Source organism: Microcystis sp. M_OC_Ca_00000000_C217Col (assembly GCF_007095585.1).
GTDB classification, from domain to species: domain Bacteria; phylum Cyanobacteriota; class Cyanobacteriia; order Cyanobacteriales; family Microcystaceae; genus Microcystis; species Microcystis panniformis.
This window is the reverse complement of record NZ_SFBV01000317.1, coordinates 1-18,232: the sequence shown is the minus strand read 5'-3', so window position 1 is coordinate 18,232 and position 18,232 is coordinate 1. Positions and strand designations below refer to the sequence as shown.

Below are 18,232 nucleotides of genomic sequence, written 5' to 3'. Positions count from 1 at the left end.
ATCTTGTAATGTACCGCAAGTCCTTCGTCATCGCTGTGCTTATCTAAATGGTTGCCTTTTTTAACTTTTTTATTGATCTCATTAAGCATTTCTACTTATTGCAAAGGTGAGATGCTCCCCACCTCACCGAAGTCAACGCCGTCAATGCAGATTTGCGCCATGCTACCCTGACGGGTGCTTGCGTGGAAAATTGGAATATTGATGCCACCACCCAACTGGATGAGGTGGACTGCCAGTATATTTACTTGCTTAATGGGCAGAAAGAGCGCCGCCCCAGCAGTGGCGAATTTCAACCCGGTGAATTTACTAAATTATTTGCCGAAATGTTCGACACCGTTGACCTGATTTTCCGCAATGGGGTAGATTGGAAAGCCTTCATTGCCGCCTTAAAAGAAGTGCAAGTGCAGAACGAAGACACGCCGCTTCAGGTACAGAGCATTGCCAATAAAGGAGATGGCGTGATAGTGGTAAAAGTCCATGTACCGTCCGACACTGATAAAGAGAAAATTCATCAAGAATTTAACCAAAATTATCAACTACAACTCGCAGCCATTGAAGCCCAATATAAGGCACAACTCACCGCCAAAGAGACAGAAATTGCCATCTATCGCCAACAAAGTGTTGATATGATGGAAATTACCAAAACCCTCGCCAACCGTCCCATCCATGTAGAAGCAAAAGCCATGAGCCACAGTAACGACAGTTCCCCAAATATTACCATCCGCGATATTAATAATTCCGCCGTCAATTTCGGCGAAATCATCGGCGATGTAACTAATACCATTAACCAAATTGCAGCCGATGCTTCCCCAGAAAATGCCCAACTTAAAGCTTTACTGCAAGAACTAACCCAGGCGATTGAAATTGACAGCCATTTAGATGAAGAAGAAAAAGCCGAAGCCGCCAACCAAGTGAAAAAGATTGCCCAAGCTAGTCAAAATCCTGATGATGCCGGACTACAAAAGAAAGCCCAACGAGCGGTTAATTTTCTCGAAACAATTGCTAAAGCTTTGGAACCTGCCAGCAAACTTGCCCAAGCCTGTCAAAAAGCCTTACCGATAATTTTGAAAACATTAGGCTTCTGATAGGTTTGTAGTTGCGCTTTAGCGCAGTTCTAGTTAGGGCTATAGCATCCTCGTAACTGTTTTACCGTCTCTTTTAGCCATTGATTATAATCAGTTTCGTAGGCAGTTGACGACATAATTTAACTCTCCATAGAAAATTACTTAAATGCCTTTCTATCTAAGGCCAGCTGAATAAACCTAAATGAGGGATTAAGAGAATTTCTCCTATCCCGTTACTGGGTACAAATCAAGGAAACCCCTAATAAATCTAAGGCCTTTTCTTGCAGAGGAGAATGACTGTTAGGAACTTTTTCTATCTATATGACTGCCATTCTAGCAAATATACTCCATCCCCGTCTATTAAGAAATATTACAATAAAAATGCAAGGTTTTTGAACCACATTTTGCTCAAAACCTTGCACCTAATTTGAGATTTATTTGGCAGATCCTAATGAGCAATTATTTCTGCCCTTTCAACAAACTGATGATAGTATCCAGTTTCTTCTCAAGTTTTTGGTTTTCTTCCTCCAATTTAGCAATCTTATCCAACAGTGCTTGATTGTCACTGACTGCCGCAGCAGCGCGTAATTTACGCACATCCCGACCAAAGCCCATCAATGCCGGACGTTCCACATAAGTAACCCGGTGCAGTACCCGCCAGGCTTTATTGGGTTTACCTGCTTGGGCCTGACGCAAAGCCACCGCTTCCTCATCATTACTGCGTAACCATTCAGGATCGACGACATAGTTAAAGAAGTCGTGGAAGTGATTGGTACTGCCTTCGAGGTAGAAACTCATAAAGCGATAGCGATCTACTTTTTCCCCAGGCATAATCGGGCGATCGTTGTAGTCGGTAATGCCTTTATACTCTAAACCACTCAGATCTACACTCAACTCAAAACCCTTACTCCGAGCTTCAGTTTTGCTCATGGTTTGGGTGAGGTTAACAGTGGCTAGGGCGGACAATTCAAACATAGCACCAGCTACACCAACATTCGCTTCTCCTCCCAAACTTGCATTCATGCTAAAAGAGCCACCAATGGTATGCTCTACCGTATTCGCAAAGCTTTGTTGCTCCGTTCGCAAGCCCCCATCAGCATCCCAAACGTAGGTATTGACGATGTTGCGTTTGCCAGCCCGAATTTGCAAACTTTCCATCCGTTTTTGCCAACCAGCAAAACTGTTCGTTGCTTGGACTCGTTTCTCTTGGTCGGCAATTTTGCTTTGAATTTCTGCTTGTTTCTGCTGGGAAGCGGTTTCTTGCTGCTTGGTTTTTGCTGCGGCTTCAGCTTTTTCCTCCTGAAGTTTTTCCTCCTCAGCCTTTTTCTTCTCCTCATCACTCATCTGAGTGCTGGGTTTATCTTCTTCCCGTTGTAGCCCAATAGTGCTTGGTCCCTGACCACTATCGATATTCCGATCTAAAGAGAGTTCATCGACTAAACGCACATCAAAGTTAGAAAAGTAAGATTCTCGGCGTTTATCTTCCGCTTCAATTTGGCGTTTTAATTCATAAGCCTCTTTCAGGCGATAGTAACTAGCGGGATAGAGAGAACCGTACTGGCTACGCATTTCGGGAACGTGCTTGAAGAAGCGATCGCTTGTGGCAATGCTGCCAGTCATCCCATCCAAGCTACCGTTCATCGTGTAGGCAGGATTCATCAAAAAGGTGATGGTGTTGACATCTGGAGGAATGCCATCTACCGGCTGCACTTGGTAGCCCACCATTTTGCCAGTGCGGGCCAGTCGGGTGACAAACACATCTGCCAATGCAGAAACAACCAACGCATAGCCAATGTTTTTGGGAATAAATCGTGTCCCCAAATGGGGGAACTTAGTGCTTTCTTCTGGTGTGCCGCGTAGTTCCAGTTTATCGGTCATGCTCAGGGATGAACTGGAGGTGATACTACTCTCATTCTGGAATTGGTAGCTGAAGTCAAAGTTGGCTTTGTAACCCGCACGGAATTTGGCAATCCTTTTGGAAACTACAACCCCTCCCTCGACTTCATCATCTAATCCAGCAAAAGCTTCTATACTTCCACCCAAACCGCTATCTTGCGATCGGTTCCAGCTAAACTCGACATCTTCAGACATGGTTAATTCCACAGAAGTTGCACCGTTGTAATCGTCTGACAAGGTTAGGTTTTCACTGGGTACGGGGGGTGGACCCTCAATATACCCCAACAAAGTGGGAGCAAATTGGGCGTTACCAATCCATTTAAGTTCTAAGGTTTCAATCCGCTTATCTGGTAGCAGGGTGACTCCATTAGTAGCAGGATAAGCAAAGAAGCGCCGCATGATGGCCACCTTGGTTTTCGTGGATGATTCTACAGTCACGCTGCTGTACTCAGCAGAAACTAGGGCATCGCTACCAATGGGTGGGGTATTATTATCATTGTCAATTTTGCCAATGGGTGCCGTACAACCCCACCAATTTGCCCCGGATACCGTGGCATTATAGCCATTACCGGAATGGTCGCGCACTTCCACTCCTGTGGCTTCACTCATGGGGTAGTAAGCCAACAAACCTGGTTCGTTGCCACTCAGAAGTAGGGTGCTGTTGACAGCAATTTCATCATCACTTAGGGCAACTCCCCAAACACGCACCTCTGCCAATTTACCGAACTGCTCACCTCGGATGAAGGGGGCAATAGATAGGGTTTGATCCTTCACAATGTTGGCTTCCACCACAGTGCCATGATTATTAGCCACTAGGTCTAAAACTTTACCTCCTTCGAGCTTATTCAGGGGATAGTAAGCCACTAAATTCGCTTCTTTTCCACTAAGGCGTCGAGACATATTAGCCTTAATTTCTGCTTGGGTGCGGGCTGTATTCCAGATGCGGACATCGGTAATTTGGCCATGAAAAAATCTGTCACTAGACCAGTTACTTCTGCCAATATAGTTAATAGTCCGTCTCAGATTATTTGGAAGATGCACTCTGCCTGTTTGAATCCGCTCACCATTTTTATAAAGGGTTGCCATTCCTGAAGCATCGATGGTTGCGGCTAGGTGAATCCATTTTTTTGTTTCTAATGCACCTGTTGCCGCAACTAGCTGTTCGGTGGATTGCCGATATATGCCAAAGCGTAGTGTGTTAGATGATCCTTCATTGCAAAGCAGGATATTTTCATTAGCAGCGCCATTACCAAAGTCAATAATTCTGGACCAAGATTGGAAACTGTCATACCATACCCAAGCTTCCACCGACATTCCTTTAGATAAGTCATAGTTGATTTCCGGTAAAGATACACAATCATTTACCCCATCAAACTTCATCATCGAATAATCAGGAGACTGATTAATAGCTAAATGATTGTTCGCGATCGCATAAACATGGCTATTAGATTTCAGACTAGCTTTCTTAATGTCTTCAACCTTTTTCTTGGCGGCAGCATCGTTGGGGTTTTTATTCAGATTCTCTTCCGCATCTTTTAGGGCTTTTGCTTTCACATCACCCACTTTTTTGCCATCAATATAAAACAGAGTAGTATCTCCGCGACCGACAGCAGTGAGATGATGCCATCCCTCGGTTAACAACTCCATATTGAAACCGCTATCGTAAAAGTTCTGCCCCAAAGAATCATTGGTCAGATAAATCCCTAACTGTTTACGATTTCTGACCAGGATGTGATGATCCGCATCTTTGCCTCGGATTAAAGTATTCCATTCTGCCGTTTCTGGTAATGGATAAACAAACCAAGCTTCAATACTCCAGTCTGGGGTAAGATACAAGGCTTGATTTACCTTAACGACACTATTGCTGTTGCTAAAGTTCAAACAAGCCCGTTGAGCATCGGGAATCCACTGTTCAAAGGCGATATTTTTTCCATCTGCGGTAGCATCATAGTTCGTTTGCCGCATCCGTCCTTCCCTGTCTAAATAACTCAATTGGACATTGCCTTCACAAGTTTCAATGGCATTGAGGCGGCTGGCAGATTGGACAAAACCAAGTAACGCTCCTTGAGTCACTAACCCCTTGCTATCTTTAGCCACTTCGGGCATAGTTTGGGGCTTTGCCTGGGTGTTTTTGACAGCATTCAGGAAGTCAGTGTTCAGGGTATTTAACTCTGTTTGAAGCGCAGTGATTAAAGCAATCACTTGTGCCAGACGCGCATCCCAAGCAGCTTTATCCGCAGGAGTAGCAATTAATATTTTTTGAAGTCTTTGTAACTCATTCTTTGCTAATTGCAGTTCTTGTGTCTTAAGCTCCCAATCTTTTTTAGCACGATCAATATTAGTATTTGAGGAAGCGCATTTAATTAACTCCCATTGATCTGGGACTATGTATCCACATATTCGATCTGTGTGGCGTTGGGCATAGATATAGATATTTTTGCCATAGCAATTGCTAGTCTCACCTGCGGCTTTGATGGTATAAACATTACCTCCCTTATGAATAAACTCCCACTGATCTGCGGTGTATCCACATATTCGATCTGTGTGGCGTTGGGCATAGATATAGATATTTTTGCCATAGGAATTGCTGGTCTCACCTGCGGCTTTGATGAGATAAACATTGCCTCCCTTATGAATAAACTCCCATTGATCTTGGACTGCATTATATCCACATATTTGATCTGTGTTACGTTGGGCATAGATGTAGATACCTTTGCCATAGCAATTGCTGGTCTCACCGGCAGCTTTGATTTTGCAAAAGTAGTTAAATGGGCTATTAACTGCATTCTGATACGCAGATTTAAGAGTTTGCTCTTCAATTGTCAGTGCGGCAATTTTACTCTCTAATTTCTGAATCTCTGCTCTAGTCGCAGCCTGAGCATTGTAGGCAGCAATTTTGGATTCTAACTCTCGTTTTTCTTTGAGCAGAACAATTTCCTGCTTCTCTTTCAACTCCAGTTCTTTCAACTTCGCCGCTAAGGTGGCATGGTCATCCACCAAAGTTGCCAAAGTCACACCATCTGTGTATTTCGCTTCCGTAATACTATCGGACAAGAGGCGAATGCGGTGTTTGCGAATTTCCAGCGATTGCCAATCTCCTTGAACTTTGGCAATTTCAAAAGAACGTAACAGACTCACTTCATCGGGAATTGTCACATTACAGGAAGCGCGATACCAGCCATTCCCCAAGTCTTCAAACTTGTTTTGTACCGCCGAAATGGTCTTTGTCTCTTCCGCACTGCGGCTGGTTTTTCCCCAATAGGAAAAGGTAAATATCTTGGTGCCAATATTTTTACCATCGGCATTGTCTAGATAGGCTAAATTAACCGGATTGGCTGAGTTAACTTTAAACTCAAAACTTTCCTCATAAGTTGCCCGTTCGCTGACAGCAAATAGCTCAGAATTGCTATATTTAACTGCTGTGGTTCCTCCGCCAAGATTGCGGTTGAGAGTTGCCGCACTGACATACGGTTCACCATAGACAGTGCCGTCATTGCCGTTCACAGAAAAGTCAACTACTTTGCCTTCGGAGATACCACCTAAGCGCCAATACCCCACTAAACCGACTTCTTTTCCTGTCAGTTGTAGGTACATACTATTTTTAATGTCTTCGGCAGTCCGGGCTGTTTTCCAAACACGGAGATCTGCAATTTGCCCTTCAAAATTAATGACTCCTTCCCGACTATCACGCCCGATTCTGTGAGCAATTACAGCCTGCTTATCAGAAACTGCTCCAGAATATTCAAAATCAAGCACACCATCAATGTAGCCTGATATCTTTTTGTTTTCCCGATCTCTGACAAAGCTGATAAAATGCCATTGATTGTCTCTTAAATCTTTGGCTCCAACTAGACTCTGTTCACCACCCCAGAAAAACCGTAGTTTCCCCTCGGCCGAAACTTCAAAATTAACGTCAATTGACTTCGGTAGTTGATAGTCTCCTAGCAAGACACCTCGGTTGGAATTTGCGGGAACTTTTACCCACATAGAAATCGTGAATGAACTGGAAAAAATCGGCAGTGGTTGCGCCAGTTGAATATAATCATCCACGCCATCAAACACGATCCCCCGTCGCTTTTGGGACACCAATTTCACATTGACAGCCTCTCCGATTGCCCATTTGCGTTCAATGACAAAATGGGTGTCATCAATTCTTCGCACGGGGTAGCTGTCTTTGTAGTCTTCTGTGCCGGTAATTTGGACTTGATCGCCATTTTCCAAACCATGATTAGCACAGGTGACTCGTAATTTGCCCTCGGCAGTTTTTTGATAAGCGGTAATCATGCCATCAAAAATCAAACCACCTTCTTCTTGGTCTTCTCTTTCCCAATAACCTAATCCGCGATCCAAGGGGATGTCAATATCAAACGTATCTTGATCTACTTTAATCGTCCGATACAACCCTTGATAATCACTGGTGCCGCTGATTTTTACTAAGTCGTAATTGGCTAATTTTGAAGCGCCGCCATCGGTGGATATTTTAACTAAATCTTCGATATCTTCCTCATCAGTTCCTGCGGCGAATCCGCTAATAATTCCTTGGGGAGGAGGGGTTGTGTCACCAATTGCTTTAATTTCATCTAAGGTGTTTAAGGGCAACAAAACTTCTCGCTGACGACTGCGAATAATCTTGCTATCGGGGTTTTTGTTAATTTCTCCTAAAGTACCATCCCCGGCGATGGCAAAACTGAAAACGGCCGCCCCTTTATCGGTGGGAATTGCTAACATTAATCGCGTGGCAGTTTTCAACAGTTGTTCTTCCCCAGACTGGGTTTGCTGGGCCTGTTGCAAATCGTATTTAGTGGCCGATAAACCGTCGGTGACTGTCACATCCTTAATGTCTAAAGTCCGCTTAATCACCCCCGGAATTTTTCGGGGAACTAGGCTATCCTTTGATTCTTCAAAAACGGTGTAATCTTTAACCTCAAATAGTCCTTCTTCCGAGGCGCGAATGGTGGTTACTTCCACTTTCTGGGTTTGGCTGTTGTAGGCGAAAATATGCCAGCGATAAACATCATTTTCAATGGTGGGAACCAACACCACGGAAAACCAGCCCTTATGCAGGTTATTGACTAAACTTAATTCGGTAGTGGGTTCATAGAAAAAGCTACCGTTGGCATCACGAAAGTCTAAGGTATCAATATCAATCAGTCCACTAGACCCCCGTTTCATATTTTTCGTGGGGGTGTGTTTCTGCTTACTCCGCTTAAACCGAACTTCTAGCTTGCGGTTCAGCTTATTGGTCATGCCGTCTAACACAAATCGGTCCACTAATAGCGTGTTAGATTTGGACTGACGAAAAACGTAAATATGTTCCAGGGCGGCAATGACTTGTACTGGCGCAACTGCGGTTATATTTTCGGTTTTGTAAAGGGATTTGAGGAGATATTGACTGGGATTTTGTTGGTGAGTCAGTTCGGCTTTTTCTTTCTCAATTACCGACTGGTCATCAGCTTCATCGGGGAATTCTAGAGTTTTCCAGTTTTCCCAGCCGGTTCTTTGGTCGGCGGGGGTGTTGAGGTAGCTATCTTCAAACCCATCTTGCTTGACTGTGTAGGAAATTTTCCCCTCGGCATCGGTGGCGAACACCACTATCTTGCTCTCGTGGGTAATCGTACTAATATGTTGTAGTTTGTCTTTGAGTAGGTACATAAGCGTCTTTTCAGTTAGTTGGTTTACAGATCCGACAAAACAAAAACGATGACCGCACTATCCCCGGCCATCTAGCCTAATCGGCCTTTGGGTTCCGGGATAACTACGGATTATTCAGGAAAGTTTCCTTGACTTTTACCTTTAATCCGCCAGCCATCCGTAATCATAATTACCGATTATCCGCCCGATTCATATTTGTTGCAAATCTTCACTTTTAACCGTTCAGGAGGGAGATGAAGGAGAAATGTGTGGAAACGAGGTCTATACTGATAGTTTATTCCGCCAAATAGCACTAAAAGTCTTGCCTGATAAGCATTTCACGATTCCATAAGCAAAAATTATCACACAAAGTCGAGAAGAGCCGCGCATTTACCAACAAAACTGACTCATATATAAAAAAACTGGCGATTACGATTCACGACGGTTATAGTAATGTATGATGTAATGTATATAATTAAACTGGCTATGGTCAGCAAAATCCGCAAGCAAATTTATATCGAAGCCGAGCAGAATAATTTACTGAAAGAGAAGGCCCGACAGACGGGACTGAGCGAGGCCGAGATCATCCGACAGGCGATCGACCAACACATAATTTCCGTCAAATCTCCTACCCCGAACTTGAGCGCTTGGGAGCGAGAAAAGGCCTTTATCGCCGGTCTCGAAAACCGCCCATCACAACCGGGTAAAAGGGATTGGCGAAGGGAGGATCTCTATGAACGATAGAGTCCTGCTCGATACCAATATTCTGGTCTATCTCTACGATATCGCCGAGAAAAGCAAACGGGAACGGGCATTAACCGTTGTCGATGACCTGATCCGCACCACCCGCGCTGTCATCAGTCCGCAGGTGATGGGAGAATTCTTTCAGTCCGTCACCCGCAGCCGTCGCCCCCTGCTAACCCAGGAAGAAGCTCTGGCCCGCATCCGTCAATATCTAATAGCCTGTGAGGTAGTTCCGATTACCGAGTTGATCGTTCTGGAAGCCACCCGTGGAGTAGAAAGTTACCAGTTTTCCTACTGGGATGCCCAGATCTGGGCGACCGCTCGCTTAAATCAAATCACCACGGTCTATAGCGAGGATTTTAATTCCGGGGCTACCATTGAGGGAATTCATTTCGTCAACCCCCTGAACGATGGCGGCAGACTTTCTTTTGGGTAAGATAGCTGTAGTTTCGCCAAGATTCCCAAGAAGGCGAGGGCGGCGGCTTCTTAACGAAGGCAGGAGGCGGTCGGCCGTTTTTGTAACGGGGATTTATGCCCCGCTCCCAAAACTTTTCGCCTTGTTGCTGTGCCAAATCCTTGACCCATAAACAATCATCCTCAAGATAACAAATCGATTGCAATTGTCGATGATAGCTGAGATTCTATCACTTGATGACCGAGATTAACCGGTCGAGCATTTCCCTCTACCGGCGCGCAATAACGGGGAATTGGACTAGAAACGAGGCTTATATGACGGTCACTCACCGCTAATCCATGGCTAGGATCATAGCCTTTCCAGCCGCCCCCCGGCAAATACACCTCCACCCAAGCGTGTAAATGTCTTTCTTCTTGGTCTAAATCTCCTTCTTGATAGCCACTGACAAAACGGGAAGCCAATCCCACACAGCGACACACATCCATAAATAAAACCACAAAATCGCGACAGGAACCCTGCTTATTTTTCCAAGTGTTTCCGGGTAGATAGGGTTCCCCGGTAATACGAATAATTTGCTGACAATTTCGGTAAATTTTGTCATTAAGATTAAACAGGAAAGATAGCACCTGTCCCTCGGTTTCCTGCATAACTTCTTGGGCTAATGCTGCCACATCAGGATCATTATTTAACCCATAAAATTGTCTGTAGGGTTGTAATTGACTGTGGAGAGAAATGGGATAATCAAAGGGTAAACAGGTCGCCCAAGGTTCCAACAAATACTGAAAAGGATTAACCCCATGGGTTTCCACTTCACTCACCACATCAATCAATAATTCTTCCGTCGGTTGATTAAACCAAATTTGTAAACAAGAATTACCATCGAGGTCGATAATATTAGTTATTGTTAAAGGTTCTGGGTTAATTTTGAGGGTAAACTCTCGCAAAGTTTGCCCACCATCGGATTTTGGTCGCAAGCGCAGCAGATGGGGGGATAAAATCACGGGTTGATTATAGAAATAGTTGGTTTGATGCCGAATGTGATAACGCATTAAGTTGTTAATTGGGATTGATATTGAAAGTTATTTACTGGCAGAGGTGGGGCAAGTTCGGGATTAAAAACGAAGAAAGTTTCTGTCATTTTTATTCCCACATCATTAACTCTTTTTTGAATATGGTCGAGGAATTCATGTAATCCCATTTCAATAATATCCTCGATAGTTAGATAGCTCATTTCGGCACAAAGTCGCCCTAAACTTCTTTCTACCGAATTCCCCCAAGTTCCTATAGGAGTCCCTGTAACTTGATGCAAACAGTGGTCTAATTCCCGCAGACAAAAGTGAATTGAACGAGGAAATTCTCGGTTAAGAATTAAAAATTCAGCCACGTCACTAGGAGTAATCCGTCGTTGACATTTACGATACATTTCGTAGGCACTCACGGACCGCAGTAAAGCAATCCATTGAATTTGGTCTAGAGAAGTTCCTACCCATTGGGCGGAAGGTAAGAGATAATAGTATTTAACATCAAGAATTCTGGCGGTTTTATCGGCGCGTTCCTGTAATCTTCCCATAACGCCAAAATGCCAACCTTCATTATGAGTCATCGTTGCATCCATCACCCCCGCAAAACGGTGACTAGCCAATTTAACTTGGGTAAAAAAGTTAGGTAAAGTAGTTTGAGGATGGTAAGAGGAAGCATCTTTTACCATCAAGAAAAAACCATTAACCTGTTCCCACATTTCCGAAGAAATAATCTCACGAACTGACCGAGCATTTTCTCTGGCCCAGCGCAAACAAGAGATAATTGAATTACTATATTCCGTGTCAAATGTCAAGAAATTGATCACATTTTCTGCGGTGGCTGTGCCGTAACGTTTCTTGAATTGTTCTAAATCTCCCGTGGTTAAAACCAAAGGTTCCCACTGTTGCAAAACACTGGTAGGTACATCTAACATTAAATTAAGGTTAACATCCATAAACCGGGCGACATTTTCTGCCCGTTCAATATAGCGATTTAACCAATAAATTGAATCAGCAACTCTACTAAGCATAATTAACTGGGAAAAAGGAAAGGGTAGGGTGGGTTAGTAACCCACCAAAATTTTGATTATTGTCCTGATTACTTGGTTAAAACCCAAGTGTCCTTACTGCCACCACCTTGAGAAGAATTAACCACTAAAGAACCCTTTTTCAAAGCCACGCGAGTTAACCCCCCGGGATGCACATAAATTTCATCGCCACGATGGAGAATATAGGGACGTAAATCCACATGACGACCTTCAACTTCCGTGTCAATTAAAGTGGGAACCCTAGAAAGACTTAACACCGGTTGAGCGATATAATTGCGAGGGTTAGCGGCAATGCGTGGGGCAAATTCTTCTCGTTCTTTCGAGGTAGCTTGGGAACCAACTAACATCCCATAACCTCCCGATTCATTGGCGGCTTTCACAACTAACTTATCGAGATTATTTAAGACATAATCTAAGTCCTTTTCTCGCCAACAAAGATAGGTAGGAACGTTATTTAAAAGCGCTTCTTCTCCCAGATAATAACGAATCATATCGGGGACAAAAGCATAAATAACCTTATCATCAGCGACTCCCGTACCAGGAGCATTAGCTAAAGCGACGCGGCCTTCCTGAAAAACTTTTAATAATCCGGGTACACCTAACATCGAATCGGGACGAAAAACCGCCGGATCTAAAAAGTCATCATCGAGGCGACGATATACCACATCTACCCTTCTTAATCCCTTGGTGGTTTTCATTTGTAGATAACCATCAAAGACGACTAAATCACGCCCTTCCACTAATTCTACCCCCATTTGTTGGGCGATAAAAGAATGTTCAAAGTAGGCAGAATTATAGGTTCCGGGGGTTAAAACTACTACGGTGGGATTAGGTAATTGGGGTGGGGCTAAATTAAGGAGAGTTTCCAACAGATGGGAAGGATAATCATCCACCGGTTTAACATTCATTGTCTGGAAAATATCGGGGAAGGTGCTTTTCATTACCCGACGATTTTCCAGGACATAGGAAATACCGGAAGGAACCCGCAAATTATCCTCTAAAACGTACCATTGACCATCTTTATCGCGGACTAAATCGGTTCCCGTGATGTGACACCAGATACCTCCGGCGGGTTTCAGTCCCACACAGGGTTTCAGAAATCCCGTCGCCGAGGCGATTAGTTCGGGGGGAATAATGCCATCTTTAATGATTAACTGGTCATTGTAGATATCGGAGAGAAAAAGATTGAGGGCTTTGATGCGTTGTTTCAGGCCTCTTTCTAAATAATCCCAGTCCTCAGCTGCGACAATTCGGGGAATAATATCAAAAGGAAAGATTTTTTCTACCCCTTGATTGTCGCTATAGACATTGAAAGTCACCCCCAATTCAAACAGGGCCGACTGAGCGGTTTCCCGGTGTTGTTGAAGTTCTCGGGGCGGCAGATTCTGCAACCATTTGATTAAAGGGGACGAGTGGGGACGAGGTTGACCATCATCTAAGAATAGTTCGTCGTAGAAGCCTTCGGGATCGTAGGTATTTAATAGCACGCTGACCTCATTTCATACCGATACTTTTTTGCTAACATACATTAACAATGCACTCTAAGAGAGTCTCTTAAAGAGGGGGTATCTCCCAAAGCACGAAGAAAAATTCCTCGTGCGCCATTAATATCTCTATCCATCGTCTTGCCATCAATCTTGGATTTAATGACTTTTTTTCCACCTAAGTTATGTATTAATTCACCAGTCCAGCTAACTGTTTTCGACGTATAGGCTTCACAGCAGTCTATTACTAATTTACCCATCTCAAAAGCCTTATGCTTGAGAAATTGCTTAAATCGGTAATGAGACCAGTTAAGCATCTGTCTAACAGATTTTGAGCGAATCTTCCTGCTATTTTTTAGAACCATTTCTGACACTTCAAAAGTAGGCAAAAGAATCACATCAAAGTTATCAACTAGGAATCTAGCAACTTGATGATGAAGTTCATCTACTAAATTCCTGATTTTATTTCTTAGTCGATTAGCTGCTTTTCGATAACGGTTTCTGGTTTTAGCATTAACTTTGGTAGAACGAGAAATTAAATCATCAAGGTGATAGCATAATCGTTGGATTTTACCTATATCCTGACTCCCGATTGAGCCAAAACTATTAGGCGAGAATAGTGCCAGAAAATCTCTAACACCGGGGTCTAGGGCGACAATGCGTCCTTGGTTATCGGATTCGCATCGTTGCACCTCATGGGGAATAGCTAAATAGTATTGTCCATTTCTGGATACTAATCGGCTATCCCCAAAATTGTCGGGCAGTGATTCGGTGAAGCGTATTTGCCCTAATTTTGTGTGATATATTCCTTTTTCTGAAATGGCTGACTTAGGAATATAACATGATTGCTGTTTATCTTTACGGGAACGGAATTTTACTTTCTGGATTTCCCCAGTTTTTTGATATTTTCTTTGAGCATTTTGAACGGCTTCACAAGCGTCTTTGACTGCTATTGATTTAATCTGGTAGGGGACTTCTTTAGCCCATTCTGGTAAATCATTAATGATTCCGGTCTTGATAGCCTTCCAATTAGCTTTTCTATCTGGTTCCTGTAGATATTTAATGGTTTGGTTGAAGACAAACCGAGATACTCCCCACCAGTGTTTCATCAGTTTCTTCTGTTCTGTTGTTGGATAAATCCGCACTTTCTTTGATTTTTTGAGCGTACTTCCTGAGTCCGGACATTCGGCAAGAGAAGATGTGAAGTATTTATAACAAGTCTGCTGTAAGTTCTGATTCGGGACTGTGAACAGTTTGGTCGAGAACCAAGATTTTGCCACCGTTTTGTTCGACCATATACTGTATAAGCTCGAATCTAAATCGGCATAATCTGTCCAGTGTGGACATAACAATTGTGAGTTTATTTCCCCACAATAATCTGTCCAGTATGGCTCTAAGTCCTTTTCTTTGGAAGTTAAGCCCACTATCGAGGTCTTTGATGATTTCTGCCTCTGGATAGAATCCGCGCATAAAGCTGACTTGTCTCTCAAGGTCATCTCGTTGCTTGATTGAACTGACTCGGCAGTAGCAAACAAGGGAAGCTCTAGCTGCACCATTGACGTAAGACTGGACATCGTATAATCGTTGCCCTGCTTCGTTTTTGATACTTTTGATTTTCCCTTCATCGGCATATTCTCTTAATGTATTGGGATGTAATCCCCATAGCTCAACGGCTTTTCTTAGGGTCACAAACGTTCGCCTAAATAGTGGAGTATGTAGGTCAATGTGAGCAAATCAGTAACTAGCTGTCAACCTTACCTATTCCCAGTGTCGGACAATTAGCCCGATTTTTTGTAGTCTAGGAGACATTTTAAGGGAAATTTTAGGAAGTTACGTTTTTTGAGGCTGGCGATCGCTGATTGATCCCCACCGGTGGAGAAACCTGACAAGAGCGAGAATTAGCCCTGAAAACTGTGTTACATTTTTTAAAGGTCACACCTTAAATCTTTCATTTTTCTTACTGGTTACGCGATGTTTACCAAACAAGTAACGGATTCTAAAGCCTATCAATGGTTTGAGGAACGCTTAGAAATTCAAGGGATCGCTGATGATATCAGCACCAAATACGTTCCCCCCCACGTTAATATCTTCTACTGTCTGGGTGGTATCACCCTTGTGTGCTTCGTGATCCAGTTTGCCACTGGTTTTGCCATGACCTTCTACTACAAACCCACTGTAGCAGAGGCCCTCTCCTCCGTACAGTACATCATGAACGAAGTTAACTTTGGTTGGTTAATTCGTTCTATCCATCGCTGGTCCGCCAGTATGATGGTCTTAATGATGATCCTGCACGTTTTCCGCGTCTATCTGACCGGTGGCTTCAAAAAACCTCGCGAATTAACCTGGGTGACTGGGGTTGTCCTGGCCGTGATCACCGTTAGCTTCGGTGTCACCGGTTACTCCTTGCCCTGGGATCAGGTGGGTTACTGGGCGGTTAAAATTGTTTCCGGTGTACCTGCTGCTATTCCCGTCGTCGGTGATCAACTCGTCACCCTGATGCGCGGTAGCGAAAGCGTCGGTCAAGCAACTTTAACCCGTTTCTACAGCTTGCATACTTTTGTACTACCCTGGTCGATCGCGGTCTTCATGTTGCTACATTTCTTGATGATCCGTAAACAAGGCATTTCTGGGCCTCTATAATTCAGAAAAATATCTCTGTCGATCCGAAATCATTTTTAGGAGACATTATCCATGTCCACATTAAAAAAGCCCGATCTCAGCGATCCCGCTCTCCGCGCTAAGTTGGCTAAAGGTATGGGTCACAACTACTACGGTGAACCCGCTTGGCCCAACGATCTGCTCTATGTCTTCCCGGTGGTTATCTTCGGTACGATCGGACTCTGCACCGGTTTAGCGATTATGGATCCCACCATGATTGGTGAACCTGCCGATCCTTTCGCTACTCCCTTAGAAATTCTGCCAGAGTGGTATCTTTATCCCGTTTTCCAAATTCTCCGCATTCTTCCTAACAAACTCCTAGGTATCGCTTGCATGGCTGGCGTTCCCCTAGGCTTGATGTTAGTTCCTTTTATTGAAAGCGTCAATAAATTCCAAAATCCCTTCCGTCGTCCCGTCGCTACCGCTATCTTCCTATTTGGTACTGTGGTCACGATTTGGTTAGGTATTGGTGCCACTTTCCCCATCGATACATCTTTAACTCTCGGTTTGTTCTAAGTTACTGAACTTCACCGGTTTTTTGCCCACGCTTGTGATTCCTGACTTTGGAAGAGCGATCGTGGGCAATTTTAATTTTGATTTCTCCTATCTCAATGGAGCGACAGGACTCCCGTTAAACCGCTACGCGGTTTAACGGGATATGAATCGCCACCAGAATGAAACTAACGCGGTAGCGTTTCCACTTTCGGGGAGTTTTGGTTCTCGACGTATTTTTTTAGTTGTTCGACGGTAACGCCGCCACAACTAGCCACAAAATAAGCCCCCGTCCAAAAATAAGGTTTATTGTAGAAATTTTAGCGATTTTTGTCAATTATTTTTGATCTAGAGCGAACTAATCAATTAAGTCTCTTGCCAGATAAGGATTTAGTCGATTTATGCCCCCTATCGAACCATAACAAGTAACGAAGAGCCTAATTAATTTTGCTTAGGTACTTACCTAAGCAACTGAGAGAACTGAGTTGATATGAACCTTTCCCTTGACCTTATACCCAAGAGTAAAAAGGTTCGCGGATAACCAATCTTCATCTGGGAGACTCTCCAAAATCAACATTGGTTTACACCGTCTAATAGTTTCCATCGCCCCTGCTAGTGCTTGTTGTTCAAAACCTTCTACATCTAACTGTATGATTGATATGTTCCTATCGGAAGAAATAACATCGTCTATTCTCAGGACTTTAACCCTAACACTTTGTCCTTGAGATTGACTATCCGATTTAATTAGTTTACTCCCCCCGCCAAGGGCTCGGCCAATTCGGTCAGTAATCAACATTGACATAGAACCTTCTTGGAAACCTAGGCCAGCATTAGCTATCTCCACATTATCAAGTCTATTAATATTAATTGTGATGACAGAACAACGATAATTTTCTGGGTGTGGTTCAAAAGCCCAGACTTTAGCATGAGAAGAACAAGCCCGAGAAATGGCGGGTAAAAAATCGCCAAAATATGTCCCAGCATGGATTATATCGCCAGTTCCACAATTTTTAGTAATAATTTCAATCGTCTTCGGTTCCCAGACCTCACCAGACAGAATTGTTTGGGCAGCTGGTCTATGGACTGAGGACCAAGGTAGACAGTAACCACCATATTTATTGTAAGCAATACAACACTGCAGTACAGAGGCGTCATCCCCAGGATATTTGGTAATCAAAGGACTAGAAAACAGCTGCTTTCGGCGATACAAAAGGTCTTGTATTGCTTGAAGCATAGAGTTTGGAAATAACCGAATAATTAGTTCTTTCATTGATGATTTTCTCCGTGGTCGCCTGGAGACAAGACTTAGGTTGTGCCAGTATTAGGTTTTGCCAGTGTATAGCAATCCCAAATGAATTGTAGAATAGTACCCTTACTGGACAAGGCTTTCAGGGGGTTTTGATTTACGACTCAAATGAACTAGCTCTAGCGCTCTTCTGGGACTTTCGGAAATCCCTAACCGAATCCAGATTCTGAAACTCTTGGTTGACAAGTGATCGCTAACTTTTTTTCTAATAAAAAGGCCAATTCAAGTCTGAATTGCATCACTATCTGATCTACCTTTATAGAATACCTCATTGGGGGTCTGATAGTCAAGACATTTTCGAGGACGATTGTTAATCAAGTTTACGGCTATTTCCACCTGCTCTGGCTTAACAATTTTGGTAGTGATTCGGTAGTAGTGGTAAGCCATCTTGCTTATCTGGACTGAGTCGTGTAGAATATTTACTAATAAAAATAATTGCTTGATAAATGTTGGGGATTTGCTTTTTATGATTGC

11 protein-coding genes and 4 pseudogenes are annotated in these 18,232 nt (G+C 43.5%); 5 read left to right on the top strand and 10 right to left on the bottom strand.

Going from position 1 to position 18,232, the window contains the following annotated elements; all coding sequences use genetic code 11:
* Window positions 1–119: 119 nt before the first annotated feature.
* A pseudogene (locus EWV66_RS20180) lies at window positions 120–1,085 on the top strand (pentapeptide repeat-containing protein); the annotation flags it as partial.
* A gap of 50 nt (window positions 1,086–1,135) precedes the next feature.
* Here the strand turns inward: EWV66_RS20180 and EWV66_RS20175 are convergent.
* A pseudogene (locus tag EWV66_RS20175) lies at window positions 1,136–1,201 on the bottom strand (DUF29 domain-containing protein); the annotation flags it as partial.
* Between the two features lie 322 nt (window positions 1,202–1,523).
* Window positions 1,524–8,612 (bottom strand): LamG-like jellyroll fold domain-containing protein, encoded by a 7,089-nt coding sequence (locus EWV66_RS20170; protein ID WP_287107125.1) that lies wholly within the window; start codon window positions 8,610–8,612, stop codon window positions 1,524–1,526.
* A 432-nt stretch (window positions 8,613–9,044) separates the two neighbouring features.
* Between EWV66_RS20170 and EWV66_RS20165 the strand changes: the two genes are divergently transcribed.
* Entirely contained in the window at window positions 9,045–9,335 is a 291-nt protein-coding gene (locus tag EWV66_RS20165; protein WP_052276758.1) for a ribbon-helix-helix domain-containing protein, read from the top strand.
* Window positions 9,325–9,771: a PIN domain-containing protein gene (locus EWV66_RS20160; protein WP_052276759.1), complete on the top strand. Its 447-nt coding sequence runs from the start codon at window positions 9,325–9,327 to the stop codon at window positions 9,769–9,771. The genes EWV66_RS20165 and EWV66_RS20160 overlap by 11 nt, the downstream gene beginning before the upstream one ends.
* A 161-nt stretch (window positions 9,772–9,932) precedes the next feature.
* On the opposite strand, the gene EWV66_RS20155 is transcribed toward EWV66_RS20160, so the two are convergent.
* The 5 genes from EWV66_RS20155 to EWV66_RS24245 form a co-directional block, all read right to left on the bottom strand.
* On the bottom strand, window positions 9,933–10,799 hold the full coding sequence (locus EWV66_RS20155) for a transglutaminase family protein (RefSeq protein WP_052276760.1): 867 nt from the start codon (window positions 10,797–10,799) through the stop codon (window positions 9,933–9,935).
* On the bottom strand, window positions 10,799–11,800 hold the full coding sequence (locus EWV66_RS20150) for an alpha-E domain-containing protein (RefSeq protein WP_002785396.1): 1,002 nt from the start codon (window positions 11,798–11,800) through the stop codon (window positions 10,799–10,801). The genes EWV66_RS20155 and EWV66_RS20150 overlap by 1 nt, the downstream gene beginning before the upstream one ends.
* 68 nt (window positions 11,801–11,868) lie before the next feature.
* Window positions 11,869–13,305 (bottom strand): circularly permuted type 2 ATP-grasp protein, encoded by a 1,437-nt coding sequence (locus EWV66_RS20145; protein ID WP_052276761.1) that lies wholly within the window; start codon window positions 13,303–13,305, stop codon window positions 11,869–11,871.
* 41 nt (window positions 13,306–13,346) lie between these two features.
* Complete coding sequence (locus EWV66_RS20140; protein WP_002747193.1) at window positions 13,347–14,582, bottom strand: RNA-guided endonuclease InsQ/TnpB family protein; 1,236 nt, start codon at window positions 14,580–14,582, stop codon at window positions 13,347–13,349.
* On the bottom strand, window positions 14,512–14,991 hold the full coding sequence (locus tag EWV66_RS24245; RefSeq protein ID WP_002747192.1) for an IS607 family transposase: 480 nt from the start codon (window positions 14,989–14,991) through the stop codon (window positions 14,512–14,514). Before EWV66_RS24245 ends, EWV66_RS20140 begins: the two co-directional genes overlap by 71 nt.
* Before the next feature lie 282 nt (window positions 14,992–15,273).
* Between EWV66_RS24245 and petB the strand changes: the two genes are divergently transcribed.
* Window positions 15,274–15,942 carry a cytochrome b6 gene (petB, locus tag EWV66_RS20135; protein ID WP_002738970.1) on the top strand — a complete coding sequence of 223 codons (669 nt, stop codon included), beginning with the start codon at window positions 15,274–15,276 and terminating at the stop codon, window positions 15,940–15,942.
* A gap of 51 nt (window positions 15,943–15,993) precedes the next feature.
* Window positions 15,994–16,476 (top strand): cytochrome b6-f complex subunit IV, encoded by a 483-nt coding sequence (gene petD / locus EWV66_RS20130; RefSeq protein ID WP_004267928.1) that lies wholly within the window; start codon window positions 15,994–15,996, stop codon window positions 16,474–16,476.
* A 164-nt stretch (window positions 16,477–16,640) separates the two neighbouring features.
* Here petD and EWV66_RS20125 read toward each other — a convergent pair.
* The 3 genes and pseudogenes from EWV66_RS20125 to EWV66_RS20115 form a co-directional block, all read right to left on the bottom strand.
* A pseudogene (locus tag EWV66_RS20125) lies at window positions 16,641–16,769 on the bottom strand (transposase); the annotation flags it as partial.
* Between the two features lie 146 nt (window positions 16,770–16,915).
* Window positions 16,916–17,722, bottom strand: a complete 807-nt coding sequence (locus EWV66_RS20120; protein ID WP_052276764.1) for an FkbM family methyltransferase — start codon at window positions 17,720–17,722, stop codon at window positions 16,916–16,918.
* A 258-nt stretch (window positions 17,723–17,980) separates the two neighbouring features.
* Window positions 17,981–18,115, bottom strand: a pseudogene (locus EWV66_RS20115) (IS30 family transposase); the annotation flags it as partial.
* Window positions 18,116–18,232: the final 117 nt, after the last annotated feature.